Origin of the sequence: Nocardia vinacea NBRC 16497 (genome assembly GCF_000308835.1) — a bacterium.
Taxonomy (GTDB): Bacteria; Actinomycetota; Actinomycetes; order Mycobacteriales; family Mycobacteriaceae; genus Nocardia; species Nocardia vinacea.
Window position 1 is genome coordinate 21350 of record NZ_BAGN01000397.1, and the last position, 13365, is coordinate 34714.

Here is a 13365-nt window from a genome sequence, read left to right on the forward strand (position 1 = left end):
CCGAGCGGGACTCGGACCGTCGAAAGGCATTACCACGTGGGAATTCGCGACCAGCTGACCCGGCTGCTTGCCGAGGCTCCGGCCGACGCCGAAGCGATCGAGCACGAGGAGATCTGGTGGACCTGGGGTCGGATCCAGGCGACCGCGCGCTCGGTCGTCGATGCGCTGGAATCCGCCGGTCTCGGTGCGGGATCCCGCGTCGGTGTGGTTCTGGAGAACCGGCCCGAACATGTCGCGGTGGTCGCCGCGCTGATCGCGTCCGGTCGATGCGTCGTGCTGCTCGCTCCGCTGCAGCCGGCGCCGCGGCTGGCCGCCGACATCATCGCGTGTGATCTGCCCGCGGTCGTGTGCGGATCCGAGCTGCTCGCCCGTGACGGCGTGCTCGATGCCGCCACGGCGGCCGGTGTTGCCCTGGAACTGCGGGACGACGGCTCGGTGCGGCGAGTGGGCGGCCAGGTCCGTGCCTCCGCCGTGACCAATCCGGGAACGGTCGTCGAAATGCTCACCTCGGGGACGACCGGCGTGCCCAAGCGGGTGCATCTGCGCACCGAGCAGTTGGATCAGGCACTGACTTCCGGTGGGCAGACGGCGCGGGAAGACCGGTTGCTGTCCCGGTCGGCGGTACTGGTGAACGCGCCGCTCGTGCACATCGGCGGCCTGTGGCGGGCACTGGCCTGCCTCGCCATGGGCCGGCGGATGATTCTCATGCCCAAGTTCGTCCTGGAACCATGGGTAAGCGCCGTGGAGCGGCATCGGTTGCGGGCCGTGAGCCTGGTGCCCGCGGCACTGCGGGCCGTGCTCGATTCCGGGGTGTCGCGGGAGCGACTGGCGAGCCTGCAGGTCGTCACCTCCGGGACCGCGCCGTGCCCGAAAGAGTTGGCGGACTCCTTCTTTCGCACGTATGGCATCCCGGTGCTCATGACCTATGGGGCAACCGAATTCGCGGGTGCGGTGGCCGGCTGGACGCTGGCGCTGCACGAACAGTGGTGGGACCTGAAGGCAGGCAGCGCCGGTCGCGCCTTCCCCGGCGTCGAATTGCGGGTGACCGGCGAGGACGGCGTCGAGCTCGGCGGTTGGACGACCGGACGGCTCGAGGTCCGCACCGCGCAGACCGCGGAAGGCGCCGGAGAGTGGGTCCAGACCAGCGATCTGGCGCGGATCGATGTCGACGGCTTCCTCTGGATCGACGGACGTGCCGACGACGCCATCATCCGCGGCGGCTTCAAGGTCCAGCCGGAGACCGTCAAGCGGGTGCTGGAGTCGCACGTGGCGGTGCGCGAGGCCGCGGTGGCCGGACTGCCCGACCCCCGGCTCGGACATGTGCCCGTGGCCGCGATCGAAATCGAACCGGGACTGATACCGCCCGACAGCGACGAACTCGTCGCGCTCTGTCGTGCACACCTGCTGCCGTACGAGGTGCCGGTGCACGTCGTGGTCCTGGACCAGCTGCCGCGCACGCCATCGAGCAAGGTGAGCCGGATGGAACTGCTCGATATCGTGCGGGAGCGACGGAACCGATCATGACGGCGCTGACGATCGGATTCATCGGCGCCGGACGGATCGGTGCGGCGATGGTGGAGCGATTGCTGGCGGCGGGGCACCGGGTCCGGCTGTACGCGCGGCGGCCGGAGGTACGGGACCGGCTGGCGGCACTCGGCGCGGAGCCCGTCGATCGAATCCGGGATATCGCGGCCGCGGATGTCGTCGTCAGCTGTCTGTTCGGCGACGACCAGATATCCGCCCTGCTGCCCGAAGTCGTCGAAGCGATGGCCGAGGGCACGGTCCTGCTGTCGCACACCACCGGGACGCCGGAGGTGCTGCACAGTCTGGACCGGTTCGCGCCGACCGGACGAGCTGCGGTTGTGGACGCGACATTCAGCGGGACACCGGAGGCGGTGCGCGCGGGGGAGTTGGTGGTCTTTCTCGGTGGCGCGCCCGATCACGTCGCGATCGCGCGCCAGGTCGTCGGGCGCTATGCCGGAACCGTCATCGAAACCGGTGGGCGGGGGTCGGCGCTGCGGGTGAAGTTGATCAACAACCTGCTCTTCGCCGCGGTCTCGCAGCTCACCCTGCAAGGCCTGACATTGGGCCGCGGGGTGGGGATAGACGAAGGTGTAATGCTCGAGGCGCTCGCGGTCAGCAGCGGCGGTACGACGGCCGGGCGCTATATCGCCGACCGCGGTGGATCGGAATCCTTCGCCACCGCGGTCGCACCTTTTCTGCACAAGGACGTCGCCGCCTGCAGAGCCGCATTGACGGATTCCGGCGTCGATTTCTCGGGCCTGCTCGGCGCGGCCTGCGGCGGCCCGATCGACATCGGCCATATCGCCGCTAAAGAGGGAACTTAATTCCGATATCGCCACCTTAAAGCGGTCGTCTTTCGCTACACTCGCGCCTGAGGTTCAAGCTCCAAGAAGGAGGCTGGCCAATGGCCTCAGTGGTGAATGACAATGCGGTCGCCACCTCCGAACGGCAAGAGTCGCCACCGTCGATGGTGGAGCGGATGACACTGATCATGGATTCGTTCGGTGGCCCGCAGATCCGGCTCTCGCTCGAGGATGTCGCCGGACGCACCAATCTGCCGCGCTCGACGACCCATCGCATCTTGGAACAACTGGTTCGGCTGCGGTGGCTCGAGCGCAACGGTCGTGACTACGGCCTCGGTCAACGGGCACTCGGGTTCGGTGGCCGGGAAGAAGGGCACGGCGCGCTGCGGACAGCGGCGTTCCCGCTCCTGCACAACCTGTCGGTGCGCACGGAGATGGTGGTGCACCTGGCCGTTCTGGACGGCGCCGAGGCGTACTACCTGGACAAGTTCGGAGGCAAGGCCGCGGTCCAGGTGCCGTCGGTCGTCGGTGGCCGGGTACCCGCGCACTGCACGGCCGTCGGAAAGAGCATGCTGGCGTGGCTGTCGCCGGAACAGATCGACGATCTGTACCGCGATGTCCTGGTCAAGCGGACCGCGCACAGCATCGGCGATCTCGAGGTCCTGCATCAGGAGCTGATTCGCATTCGTGCGCGCCGCGGTCTGGCCTTCGAACGCGGCGAATGCTTCCAGCAGATCGCCTGCGTCGGTGCGGCGGTCCGCGGTCCCAAGGGACCGGTCGGCGGGATCTCACTCGTCGGCGATGTGCGAGCACCGATCGAACGGCTGGCGCCCCTGGTCGCCAATACCGCGCACGCGATATCGGAAAAGCTGATGGGTGACACCGCGCGCAAACATTCGGCGCGTTTCGAAACCGTTGTCGTGTCGGATGAGCCTCAGATCCCGGCGCTCACCGAGACCGTCGGACGAATCGTCGCTCTGGGCGAGCGCGGCGAGTGGTTCTGAGCTCCCCGCACGCAGCCAGGCCGTTTTCCGCTGAGCGGAAAGCGCCACAGGTCCACCCCGTTTCCTGACCAAACTTGCGTTCCAGTCGGCCGTCGGCTCGATCATTCCGCAAGAGAGGTGAGGACCCCGTATGAGTCCGCTTCCCGATCCGGTGTCGATGGGCGCCAGGCGTTTCCGTGATGTGCTCGGTCATTTTCCGACGAGTGTTGTCGCGATTACCACCACGGCGTCGGACGGGTGTCCGCACGGGTTGATCGTCGGCACCTTCACCTCGGTTTCGCTCGAGCCACCATTGGTGTCTTTCCTGGTGAACCGGACCTCGTCGACGCTGTCGATGATCCAGGAGGCGGGCCGATTCTGCGCCAACGCGCTCGCCGGCAACCAGGAACCGACCTCTCGCCGGTTGTCGGCTCGGGGCGCCGACCGGTTCGAGGGCGTGTCCTGGGCACCGTCACCGCTCGGCAATCCGGTGCTGGACGGCATCGTGGCCTGGGTAGACTGCACGCTCGTGCAGGTGGTCGAGATCGGTGACCACTATCTGGTCGTCGGCCGGGTCAGCGATCTGAATATCGAGTCGGTGCGGACACCGCTGCTCTTCTTCCGCGGCGGATACGGCGACTATCTCGCGAGTGCGACGCTATTGATGGATCGTCTCGTCGGTTGGTGGTGACCCGGGTCCGGTTTCGGTCTCAGACCAACATGTCGTCGACCGGCAATCCGAACGTTCCGCGCCCGTACAGCGTCAGCGCCGTACCGACATCATTGGACGCGTGAATGCCCGCGATATGTGCGTCGCGCCAGGCCCGCTCGATCGGATTGCGACGGCGCAGCAGCATCCCGCCGGTTGCCGCGAACACCAGATCAATCGACGTCAACGCGCGTTCCGCGCCGAGCGCTTGATCACGACGGGCGCGCAACCGCAGGTCGAGCGGAATGTCCTGTCGTCCACAGACGCATTCGTACAACTCGCGAAGGCTCCGGCTCATCTGCAGGATGGCCGCGTCGATTTCCGCGCTGGCGCGCGCCGCCGCGGTCGGCTGATCCGCGGTGATACTGCCGCCACCGAAACTGAGCCGGTTACTGTCTCGCATCCGCGTCAGAAAGACGTCGAGGCAGCCCTGAGCCATGCCGACCATCGGTGAGCTGTTCGCGTAGGTGTACATGGTGCCGTACGGCATCCGGTAGAGCGGGCCGGGATTCGCCTTGTGTCCCGGGCTCTGTAGCAGCGCGATGTCGTAGAACCGCGTCACGCGATGCTCCGGGACGAAAATCCGTTCGGCGTAGAGATCGTCGCTGCCTGCACCGCGCAGTCCGGCCGCATCCCACACCTTCGACATCCGATAGTCGGCGCAGGGCACCAGCCCGCTGACCATATCCACCGGCTGTCCGTTCTCGGCCACGATGGTGCCGCCGAGCAGCGCCCACGACGAGTGCGCGCATCCGCTGGCGAATCGCCAATGTCCCGAGACTTCGTAACCTCCGGCGACCGGAACGAATCTCCCGACCGGTGCGTAGGACGAACAGATCAATGCGTCCGGATCCTCCGACCACACATCACGTTGCGCGCGCTCGTCGAAAAGTGCCACATGCCAAGGGGCCAGGCCGAGTACCGACGTCACCCATCCGGTGGAGCCGCACGCGGTGGCGACCGCGCGGACCGCATCGTAGAAGTCCAGCGGATCGGCCTCCAACCCGCCCTGGGATTTCGGTCGCAGCAGCCGGAAGATGCCCGTACCGATCAAATCGGTCATCGTCTCCGCCGGTATCTCGCCGGTTTCGTCGACCCGCGCCGCCCGTTCGGCCAGCGTGGGCAACAGTTCGCCGACTGCTGCGGCTACGTCTGCATTCATGCCGGGTTCTTTCGTGTGTCCTCGCCCCCTACACCAGTGACTTCACGGCGGAGCGTAACAGGCACGCAGACATCCCAGCCCGGTCGATCAGCGCGCGGCCCAGCTGATGGCCTTGGTCTGCAGGAATTCGTCGAGGCCGAATTCGCCCCACTCCCGGCCGATTCCGCTCTGCTTGTATCCGCCGAACGGCAAGCGTGGGTTGACCCCCGCACTGCCGCCGTTGATCGCTATGCCGCCCGCGCGAACGCGGGTCGCGATGTCGTAGGCGGCCATGGTGTCGGCGCTCCAGACGGCACCGGCCAAACCGTAGGGGCTGTCGTTCGCGATGCGGACCGCCTCGTCGTCGGTGCGGAACGGGATGACGACGCCGACCGGGCCGAAGAACTCCGTCTGCGCGATCGTCATCGAATTGTCGACATCGACGAAGAGGGTCGGCTCCACGAAGTAGCCCTTGTCCAGGCCGGCCGGGCGTCCGCCACCGCTGACGATCCGCGCGCCCTCCTCCTCGCCGACGCGGATCAGCTTTTCGACCTTCTCCCGCTGCGCCGCGGTGATCAACGGCCCCATCGTGGTGGATTCGTGTGCCGGATCGCCGACCCGGACACCGGCGAGCGCGACGCGCAGCCGCGCGACAAGTTCGTCGTGGACGGACTCGTGCACGATCGTCCGGGTCAGGATCGAGCAGCCCTGGCCGGCGTGCACCGTGATGCCCATGAGTGCGGACCGGACCGCCCCGTCGAGGTCGGCATCGGCGCGCACGATATTCGCGGACTTGCCGCCGAGTTCGAGCACGACCTTCTTGATCGAGCTTGCGGCCTGTGCGTAGACCATTCGCCCGACGGTGTCCGATCCGGTGAAGCTGACCAGGTCCACCATGGGATTGGTGGTCAGCTCCTGGCCCGCGTCGATATCGCCGGTCACGATGTTCAGCACGCCCGGCGGCAGACCGGCGGCGTCGGCGAAGTCACCGATCAACAAGGATTCCAGCGGGGTGGTCGGCGCGGGCTTCAGCACGGCGGTGCAACCCGCGGCCAAGGCGGGGATCACCTTCATCATGCTGAGGAAGAACGGGAAGTTGTAGGCCGCGATCAGCGCGCAGACCCCGAAGCCCTCGCGCCGGATCTGTCCCTGGGAGATGCCGATACCCGCGGCGATGGTGGGTTCCATCGGGCGTTCCCACGCGAAGGCCGGCATGACGCGCTCGGCCATATCGCGTAGATGGGCAACCGGCACCCGGGTCTGCAGGGTCTCGGCCAACGAGCGGACCGAACCCGCCTCGGCAATATTGACGGCGACGAGCTCGGGCAGGCGGCGCTCCATCTCCTCGGCCATGCGCAGCAGCACCGCGGCCCGCTCGGCGGGCTTCATCCGCGGCCAGGGACCTTCGTCGAATGCCTTGCGCGCGGCCGTGATAGCGCGGCGCACGTCCGGGATCGAGGCCTGCGGGACGTAGGCGATCGTCTCCTCCGTCGCGGGATTGCGCACACTGATGAGCTCGTCCGATTCGCCGTCGGTGCGGTGCCCGTCGATATAGAGCTGCGTCGAGAACGAGTACGCCGTGGTCATGTTCGGTCTCCTGATTGCCGGATCTGCGTCGGTCTTCTGGGCAGGCCCACCTGCGGCGCTGCCCGCACACCACGCCTTAAAAGTGTACTGAATAGCCGAACTGGCTGAGTCGTTTGTCCAATTGCCGCTGAGTGGAAAGGTCGATTGTGTGACCCGCCGCACAGGGGGTGTGCTGTCGCGTACGTCTTCGCCCCACTCCGAGCAGGGCGAATGCGATCACCAAACCAAAGCCACGGCTCGATTGCTCGGTGCGAGTCGGAAACGAGAGCTCCGTGGCAGCCCCCGAAAGGACTCGATCGATGAGCCCTGCAATGCAATTCGAAGAATCGCCCGATGTCGCACCGATGCCGGACGCCGCACAGACATGGACGCCGCGGCTGGTACTTTCCCTGGCCTCGATCGTGCTGACGCTCGAGATACTCACCCTCAGCTACATGATGGTCTCGATGGCGGTGCCAGAAATCTCCGTGCATTTCCAGACGACTCAGGGCGCCTGGATGCTGACGGCATTTCTGCTGGTCGGGGCTGTGACGGGTCCGCTGCTCGGCAAGCTGGCCGATATGTACGGCAAGCGGAAGGTACTGCTGGCCTGTGTCGCCGTCTCGGTGCTCGGCGCGCTCGTCTCCGCGGTCGCGACCAGCTACGCGGTGCTGATCACCGGCCGGGCGCTGATGGGGGTGCTCACGCCGTGTGTCTTCCTGGCCTACTCGCTGATCCGGGATGTGTTCCCGAAGAAGACGGTCGCGCTCGCGGTCAGCGTTACCACCAGTGGTCTGGGCCTCATCGCGATACCGGCGCCGTTCATCACCGGCTGGCTGCTGGACGACTACGGTTTCCGCAGCATCTTCTGGTTGTTCGTGATCGGGCTCGCGGTTTTCGGCACCATGATCGCGCTTACCACCGGCGAATCCACCGTGCGGGTGCGGTCGCGGGTCGACTTCGCCGGTGCGCTGCTGCTCGGTTTCGGCATCGCGGGCATACTCGTCGCGGTCAGCTTCGGTCCCACCTGGGGCTGGACGACCGGGTCGACGCTCGCCTACCTCGTCGGCGGCGCTGTGTTGGTGGTGGCCTGGTTGGTAACGGCCGGAATCGTGCGCGACCCACTGCTCGATCTGGATGTGCTGCGCCGACGGCCGGTACTGCTGATCTCCATCGGCTCCAGCATGTGCTACGGCTGCAGTGCGCTCATCACCATTCTGCTGCCGATGATGGTGATGACGCCCGCCGCCGTCGGACTGGGCTACGGATTCGGCGTCAGCGCAAAGGGATTCGCGATCTTCCAGGCGCCGATCGGCGGCATGGTCGTCGTCGGCGGTGTGGTCGTCGGCATTCTGGTCAGCCGCAGTGTTCGGCCGCGGTTGCTGATGATCGTCGGCCTGTTGCTCTTCGCGCTCGCTTTCGTGCTCATCGCGGTAAAGCATGACGACAAGGCGCTGCTGCTCGTGTTCGCGGGTATGGCGGGCACCGGTATGGGGCTGGGTTACGCATCGGTTCCGAATCTGTTGATCGAGGCGGTTCCGCCGCAGTTGCAAGCCAGCACGGCGAGTATCGCGAATGCCTTGCAGAGTGTCGTCGCGGCGGTCTTGCCGGTGCTCGCGTTCACCGTGCTGAACAACTCCTATATCGCGCCGATCCCGCTCGAAATGACCCATGGCGCGGTGCTCTACACGGATAGGGGATTCCAAGTCGCGTTCCTGATCGGTGCGGTGGCCTGCGCCATCGGCGCGCTGCTCGCCGTGCTGCTGCCCCGCAAGATCGAGCAACTGCCTGCACCTGTCGCGCAGGATGCGGAGGCTCCGGTATTGACGCACTGATCGAGTCGAGGGCGGCCGCGCGCAAGCGCGGCCGCTTTTGCTCAGGGTGTGGTGCCGATCAGGGCGAGGCTGGAATGGGCATATGCCGCACGACGTTTGGGACTCACCAGATACGAGGGCGGGGCGAAATAGCCGACATCGCGGGGCAGGGCGTCGGCGCGGCGCGCGAGGGCCGCACGGGCGTCGGCGGTGGTCCCGCAGAGCGCGATCTCGGCGAGCATCTCGTCGGTCACCGCCTTGACCATACCGTCGGTATCGCCCGCCCGGAATGCCGAGCGCAGTTGTGCGACAGGGCTTTCCCAACCGTGATGGGCGACGTAGGGGTCGTAGGTCTTGACGGTGAGGTAGAAGGCGATCATGCGGCGGGCGTCGGCGATGGCACGTTCCGGTGCGTTGTCATCGATGGCGGTGATGATCCAGCCGTGTTCGAGTGGGCGTCGACCGCTACCGGCCGCCCCGCGGTCGACCGCCGGGCGCACGATGTCGTTCCACCAGGTGCGGGTGAACAGGCCGTGGCCGATCACACCGTCACCGACCCGGCCCGCGGTGGCGGCCATCCGGCTGTTGAATCCCGCGAGCAGTACCGGGATATCGAGGCGGCCGAGCACCGGGGCCCTGACATCGGCGTCTATCGAATAGAACTCACCGGAGTACTGGATCTTCTCGCCGTTTTCCGCATGCAGCCAGGCGCGCACCACATCGATGGTCTCGGCGATCCGGTCGACCGGGCGATCGGCGGGGACGCCGAACCAGTCGCGGTTGATCCGGAAGGCGGCGGTGCCGAGGCCGAGGAACAGTCGACCGGGTGCCTGCGCGTGCAGTTGCCGCATGGCGGTGGCGTGCGCGTACGGGGTGCGGGCGAAGGCGTAGGCGATGGCCGGACCGACCAGTGCGCGTTGGGTATTTGCGACGATCTCGGCCACGGTGAGGTAGGCGTCGTGGTCGACGAAGTCTCCGGTGCAGAAGGCTTCAACACCGGCCTGCTCGGCCTCCTTCCCGACGTCGCGGCCGGGCCACGGCATGCCGAACTTCATCGAATTCTCCTCTTGGACAGTCTGATCGGTGGTAGCAGCGCGTCAGCGCAGCGTCCATTTGTTGCGGGGCACCGCGGCGCGGTCGATTTCGGCCTTGCCGATGGGGTTGCCGATCTGGGTGTAGGACAGGCCGGTGCGCAGCGCCTGGGTGCGGCCGGTGTCGAGCGACTCCCAGATCGCCCGGACCGTGCCCTGGATCGCGGCCGGTGGTTTGGCGGCGATGATGCGGGCGATCTCGTCGGCGCGATCCCAGAGCTGATCGCGCGGCAGTATCTCGCTGACCAGGCCGATCTGCATGGCGCGCTCAGGGGACAGCCGCTCGTCCAGGCCGAGCAGCGCGATGCGCAATGTCTCACCCAGCGGAATCCGGCGTGCGAGCCCGATCGGTTCCAGCGCCGCGGTCAGCCCATAGCTGACATGCGGGTCGAAGAAGCTCGCGTCCTCTGCGCAGATGATGATGTCGGCCTCGTTCAGCCAGTAGAACGCGCCCCCGGCGGCCATTCCGTGCACCGCGCAGACCAGCGGTTTCCACACCTGGTTGAGCTTCGGCGACAACTTCTCGCCGGGATCGGTCTGCGACCAGACATTGGTATGGCGGTCGATGCCCTGCTTGACGTCCATACCGGTGCAGAATGCGCGGTCGCCCGCACCGCGCAGCACGACGACACGGATATCGTCATCGAACTTCACTCGCTGCCAGATGCGATCGAAGTCCTCGAGCATCTCCTGGTTGAAGCTGTTCATGGCTTCCGGTCGGTTCAGGGTGATCGTCGCGACGTGGTCGGTCAGATCGAACAGGACGGTTTTCAGCTCCATCCGGAAACTCCGATGTTCGTGGGTCGGCTGAATGCGGCCCTCCGGAGAGTGGCCGGATTAGAGTGTAACAAATTGTTCTACCGGCGACATTCGGCTCCGTGCTGGTCGTGGTCCGATTCGAAGCGCTTAATATGTGGTAGACAAGCAATAGTGCCGCGCGGCCCAACCCTCGGGCTGCGGCGGATTCTAGATAAGTCGTATACTCTTCTCTGGTCTCGGTCGTCTGGATGTGTTCGTGACGACGGCGGTCGGGGCGAGATGGCACGACGAGATCCACGGAGGAAGTTGCGATGAAGCCACGCGTGGGGCAGACGCTCGCCAGCACGGTCGACACGACGACGGTCATCGTCGTGCGCGCTCCGCAGGCCGATCTGGAGATCACCTGTGGCGGGGCGGCGATGGTCGATCCGAAGGGCCCCGGCGGCGTTCCCGCCGGCACCGCCGATCCCGAACAGCTCGGCGGTTCGCAGCTCGGCAAGCGCTACGCCGATGAGGAGCTCGGTGTGGAATTGCTCTGCACGAAGGCGGGGCAGGGCACGCTGGCGGTGAACGGCGTCGCGTTGCCGCTCAAGAACGCCAAGCCGCTGCCGGCCTCGGACTGAGAGCGCATCGATGAACGTAGCGATGCTGTTGGATATGGCCGCCGACGGTTTCGGCGACCGAATCGTGGTCGGGCGGACGGCCGATGGACTCACGCCGACGCGGCTGCGCGAACTGGCCGCCGGCGGTGCGCGGGTGGTCCGTGCGGCCGGTGCCGATGCGATCGTGTACCTCGCCGTCAACGGTCCGGCCTTCCCGGTCGCGCTGTTCGCGGCGGCCCAGGCGGGTGTGCCGTTGGTGCCGGTGAACTACCGCCTCGGCGCGGAGCAACTGGACGCGTTATTGGCGAATCATCCACGCGCACTCGGTATCGCCGATCCCGAACAGGCCGAGGCATTGCGCCGGGCGGGGCTGTCGGTGCGGAGCCAGGAAGAGTGGTTGGCTGCCGCGGCGGCTGCCGGTGTCGACGACGGTGGCGAGGTTCCGGCCGCGCCCGAAACACCCGCGGTGTTGATCTACACCAGCGGCACGACCTCCGCGCCGAAGGGTGTGGTCCTGCGGCACCACAACTTGGTGTCGTATGTGCTCGGCACGGTGGAATTCGCGGGTGCGGACGCCGACGAGGCCGCGCTGATGAGCGTGCCGCCGTACCACATCGCGGCCGTGTCCAACGTTTTGACGAACCTGTATGCCGGGCGTCGGGTGCTCACTCTCGAACAGTTCACGCCGCAGCAGTGGCTCGAACTCGTGCGCGAGCAACGGATATCGAATGCGATGGTCGTTCCGACCATGCTCGCCCGGATCATGGACGGTGACGGGCTCGACCGCTCGGTCCCGTCGTTGCGTTCGCTCGCCTACGGCGGCGCCAAGATGCCGGTGCGGGTGATCGAGACCGCGCTGCGGGAGTGGCCGCATGTCGATTTCGTCAATGCCTACGGGTTGACGGAGACCTCCTCCACGATCTCGGTGCTGGGGCCCGAGGAGCATCGTGCGGCCGTCGCCAGCGACGATCCCGCGGTGCGTGCTCGAATCGGATCGGCCGGCCGGCCGGTACCGGGTATCGAGCTCGAGGTTCGCGCCGAATCCGGTGCGCTCGCCGCGGCGGGGGAGCCTGGCCAGATCTGGGTGCGTGGCGAGCAGGTCTCGGGCGAATACGCCGGGCACGGTGCCTCGGTCGACGAACGGGGCTTCTTCCACACCCGTGACCACGGCCGCGTGGATGCCGACGGCTATCTCTACATCGAGGGCCGGGTCGACGACACCATCATCCGCGGCGCGGAGAATATCGCGCCCGCCGAGATCGAGGACGTCCTGCTGCGGCATCCGGATGTGCTCGACGCGGTCGTCGTCGGTGTGGTCGACGAGGAGTGGGGCCAGCGGATCGAGGCCGTTGTCGTCCCGCGCAGCGGGGTGGACGTCGATGCCGAACAACTGCGCGCGGAGGTGCGAAAGACATTGCGCGGCTCCAAGACTCCCGATCGCATCACGTACTGGCCGGAACTGCCGCGCACCGCGACCGGCAAGCTGGTGCGCCGGGATATCGTCGCGGCGCTGACGGCCGATCGTCAGCCGACCGCAGGGTGAGCACCACCCAACCGGGACCGGTATCGGGCTCGAGCACCCTCGATGTCACGATCGAGGGGCCTGTCGCGTGGGTGCGTTTCGATCGACCGGAAGCACGCAACACGGTGATTCCGGAGCTTCTCATCGAGATGCATTCCGTGCTGACCGAATTGAGCCGCGACGATGCACTCGCCGTGGTGGTGCTGACCGGAAACGGTTCGACGTTCTGCCCCGGTGCGGATCTGAACCGCGCCGGGGCGGGCGGGTCCGCCGTGCTGCCGTCGCTCGAGATGTATCAGTCGGCGACCCTGCTGCACGAGATGCCGCAGTTGACCCTCGCCGCGGTGAACGGAGCCTGCGCGGGCCCGGGATTCGCCTGGGCCGCGGCGTGCGACCTGCGCGTCGCCGCGGCCGGTGCCCGATTCGCGACGGCGTTCCTGCAGGCCGGTGTGTCCGGTGAACTCGGCCTGCCGTGGACATTGGCGCGGGCACTCGGCGCGGCGTCGGCGCGGGACCTGTGCTTCCTACCGCGCAAGCTGACCGCGGATGAGGTCCGTGCCATCGGATTCGTCTCCCGGGTGTTTCCCGACGACGAATTCGACCACGAGGTCGCCGATTTGGTGCGCGAACTCGCGGCGCGTAGGCCCGCCGCCCTGCGGACCCTCAAGGCGAATTTCCTACTGGCCGAACGCACCGAGCTGGCGGACTACATCGCGGTGGAAAGCGAACGGCACCACGGATTCTTCACCGGAGAGCAGCGCACGCAGACCGCCGAGGCGTTGCGTGTGCAGGGCCATCGGGTCCATGAGTCGTGAGGACAGCGCTTGCTCCGGTTCCGGAGTGGGCAGTGC

Annotated in this window: 12 protein-coding genes; 8 read left to right on the forward strand and 4 right to left on the reverse strand. The window is 66.9% G+C overall.

Features of this window, described 5'->3' with window-relative positions:
* Positions 1–36 precede the first annotated feature (36 nt).
* The 4 genes from ON44_RS36940 (at position 37) to ON44_RS36955 (ending at position 4001) form a co-directional block, all read left to right on the forward strand.
* Positions 37–1524, forward strand: coding sequence for a class I adenylate-forming enzyme family protein (locus tag ON44_RS36940; RefSeq protein WP_040699183.1), 1488 nt, complete (start codon positions 37–39; stop codon positions 1522–1524).
* Positions 1521–2348: an NAD(P)-dependent oxidoreductase gene (locus tag ON44_RS36945; protein ID WP_040699184.1), complete on the forward strand. Its 828-nt coding sequence runs from the start codon at positions 1521–1523 to the stop codon at positions 2346–2348. The genes ON44_RS36940 and ON44_RS36945 overlap by 4 nt, the downstream gene beginning before the upstream one ends.
* Positions 2349–2428: 80 nt before the next feature.
* Positions 2429–3331, forward strand: coding sequence for an IclR family transcriptional regulator (locus ON44_RS36950; RefSeq protein WP_040699185.1), 903 nt, complete (start codon positions 2429–2431; stop codon positions 3329–3331).
* A 130-nt stretch (positions 3332–3461) separates the two neighbouring features.
* Positions 3462–4001 carry a flavin reductase family protein gene (locus tag ON44_RS36955; protein WP_040699186.1) on the forward strand — a complete coding sequence of 180 codons (540 nt, stop codon included), beginning with the start codon at positions 3462–3464 and terminating at the stop codon, positions 3999–4001.
* A 19-nt stretch (positions 4002–4020) separates the two neighbouring features.
* Here the strand turns inward: ON44_RS36955 and hsaA are convergent, their stop codons facing one another.
* Positions 4021–5181, reverse strand: a complete 1161-nt coding sequence (gene hsaA / locus ON44_RS36960; protein ID WP_040699188.1) for a 3-hydroxy-9,10-secoandrosta-1,3,5(10)-triene-9,17-dione monooxygenase oxygenase subunit — start codon at positions 5179–5181, stop codon at positions 4021–4023.
* Between the two features lie 87 nt (positions 5182–5268).
* On the reverse strand, positions 5269–6747 hold the full coding sequence (locus tag ON44_RS36965) for an aldehyde dehydrogenase family protein (protein ID WP_040699190.1): 1479 nt from the start codon (positions 6745–6747) through the stop codon (positions 5269–5271).
* A gap of 311 nt (positions 6748–7058) precedes the next feature.
* On the opposite strand from ON44_RS36965, the gene ON44_RS36970 reads away from it, so the two are divergent.
* The gene (locus tag ON44_RS36970; RefSeq protein WP_051182864.1) at positions 7059–8561 is read left to right on the forward strand and encodes an MFS transporter; all 1503 of its coding nucleotides are present in this window, start codon (positions 7059–7061) and stop codon (positions 8559–8561) included.
* 41 nt (positions 8562–8602) lie between these two features.
* Here the strand turns inward: ON44_RS36970 and ON44_RS36975 are convergent, their stop codons facing one another.
* On the reverse strand, positions 8603–9595 hold the full coding sequence (locus ON44_RS36975) for an LLM class flavin-dependent oxidoreductase (RefSeq protein ID WP_040699192.1): 993 nt from the start codon (positions 9593–9595) through the stop codon (positions 8603–8605).
* A gap of 42 nt (positions 9596–9637) precedes the next feature.
* On the reverse strand, positions 9638–10411 hold the full coding sequence (locus ON44_RS36980) for an enoyl-CoA hydratase/isomerase family protein (RefSeq protein ID WP_174415230.1): 774 nt from the start codon (positions 10409–10411) through the stop codon (positions 9638–9640).
* 290 nt (positions 10412–10701) lie between these two features.
* On the opposite strand from ON44_RS36980, the gene ON44_RS36985 reads away from it, so the two are divergent.
* The 3 genes from ON44_RS36985 to ON44_RS36995 are packed head-to-tail and all read left to right on the forward strand — an operon-like array spanning position 10702 to position 13329.
* Positions 10702–11013, forward strand: coding sequence for a hypothetical protein (locus ON44_RS36985; RefSeq protein WP_040699194.1), 312 nt, complete (start codon positions 10702–10704; stop codon positions 11011–11013).
* 10 nt (positions 11014–11023) lie between these two features.
* The gene (locus ON44_RS36990; RefSeq protein WP_040699195.1) at positions 11024–12535 is read left to right on the forward strand and encodes a class I adenylate-forming enzyme family protein; all 1512 of its coding nucleotides are present in this window, start codon (positions 11024–11026) and stop codon (positions 12533–12535) included.
* On the forward strand, positions 12532–13329 hold the full coding sequence (locus tag ON44_RS36995; protein ID WP_063721694.1) for an enoyl-CoA hydratase/isomerase family protein: 798 nt from the start codon (positions 12532–12534) through the stop codon (positions 13327–13329). Before ON44_RS36990 ends, ON44_RS36995 begins: the two co-directional genes overlap by 4 nt.
* The last annotated feature ends 36 nt before the right edge of the window (positions 13330–13365 follow it).

Bases quoted from the DNA above. Each gene is read 5' to 3' on its own strand.
- ON44_RS36945 (WP_040699184.1), top strand. From the start codon at position 1,521: ATGACGGCGCTGACGATCGGATTCATCGGCGCCGGACGGATCGGTGCG.
- ON44_RS36950 (WP_040699185.1), top strand. From the start codon at position 2,429: ATGGCCTCAGTGGTGAATGACAATGCGGTCGCCACCTCCGAACGGCAA.
- ON44_RS36955 (WP_040699186.1), top strand. From the start codon at position 3,462: ATGAGTCCGCTTCCCGATCCGGTGTCGATGGGCGCCAGGCGTTTCCGT.
- hsaA (WP_040699188.1), bottom strand. From the start codon at position 5,181: ATGAATGCAGACGTAGCCGCAGCAGTCGGCGAACTGTTGCCCACGCTG.
- ON44_RS36965 (WP_040699190.1), bottom strand. From the start codon at position 6,747: ATGACCACGGCGTACTCGTTCTCGACGCAGCTCTATATCGACGGGCAC.
- ON44_RS36970 (WP_051182864.1), top strand. From the start codon at position 7,059: ATGCAATTCGAAGAATCGCCCGATGTCGCACCGATGCCGGACGCCGCA.
- ON44_RS36975 (WP_040699192.1), bottom strand. From the start codon at position 9,595: ATGAAGTTCGGCATGCCGTGGCCCGGCCGCGACGTCGGGAAGGAGGCC.
- ON44_RS36980 (WP_174415230.1), bottom strand. From the start codon at position 10,411: ATGGAGCTGAAAACCGTCCTGTTCGATCTGACCGACCACGTCGCGACG.
- ON44_RS36985 (WP_040699194.1), top strand. From the start codon at position 10,702: ATGAAGCCACGCGTGGGGCAGACGCTCGCCAGCACGGTCGACACGACG.
- ON44_RS36990 (WP_040699195.1), top strand. From the start codon at position 11,024: ATGAACGTAGCGATGCTGTTGGATATGGCCGCCGACGGTTTCGGCGAC.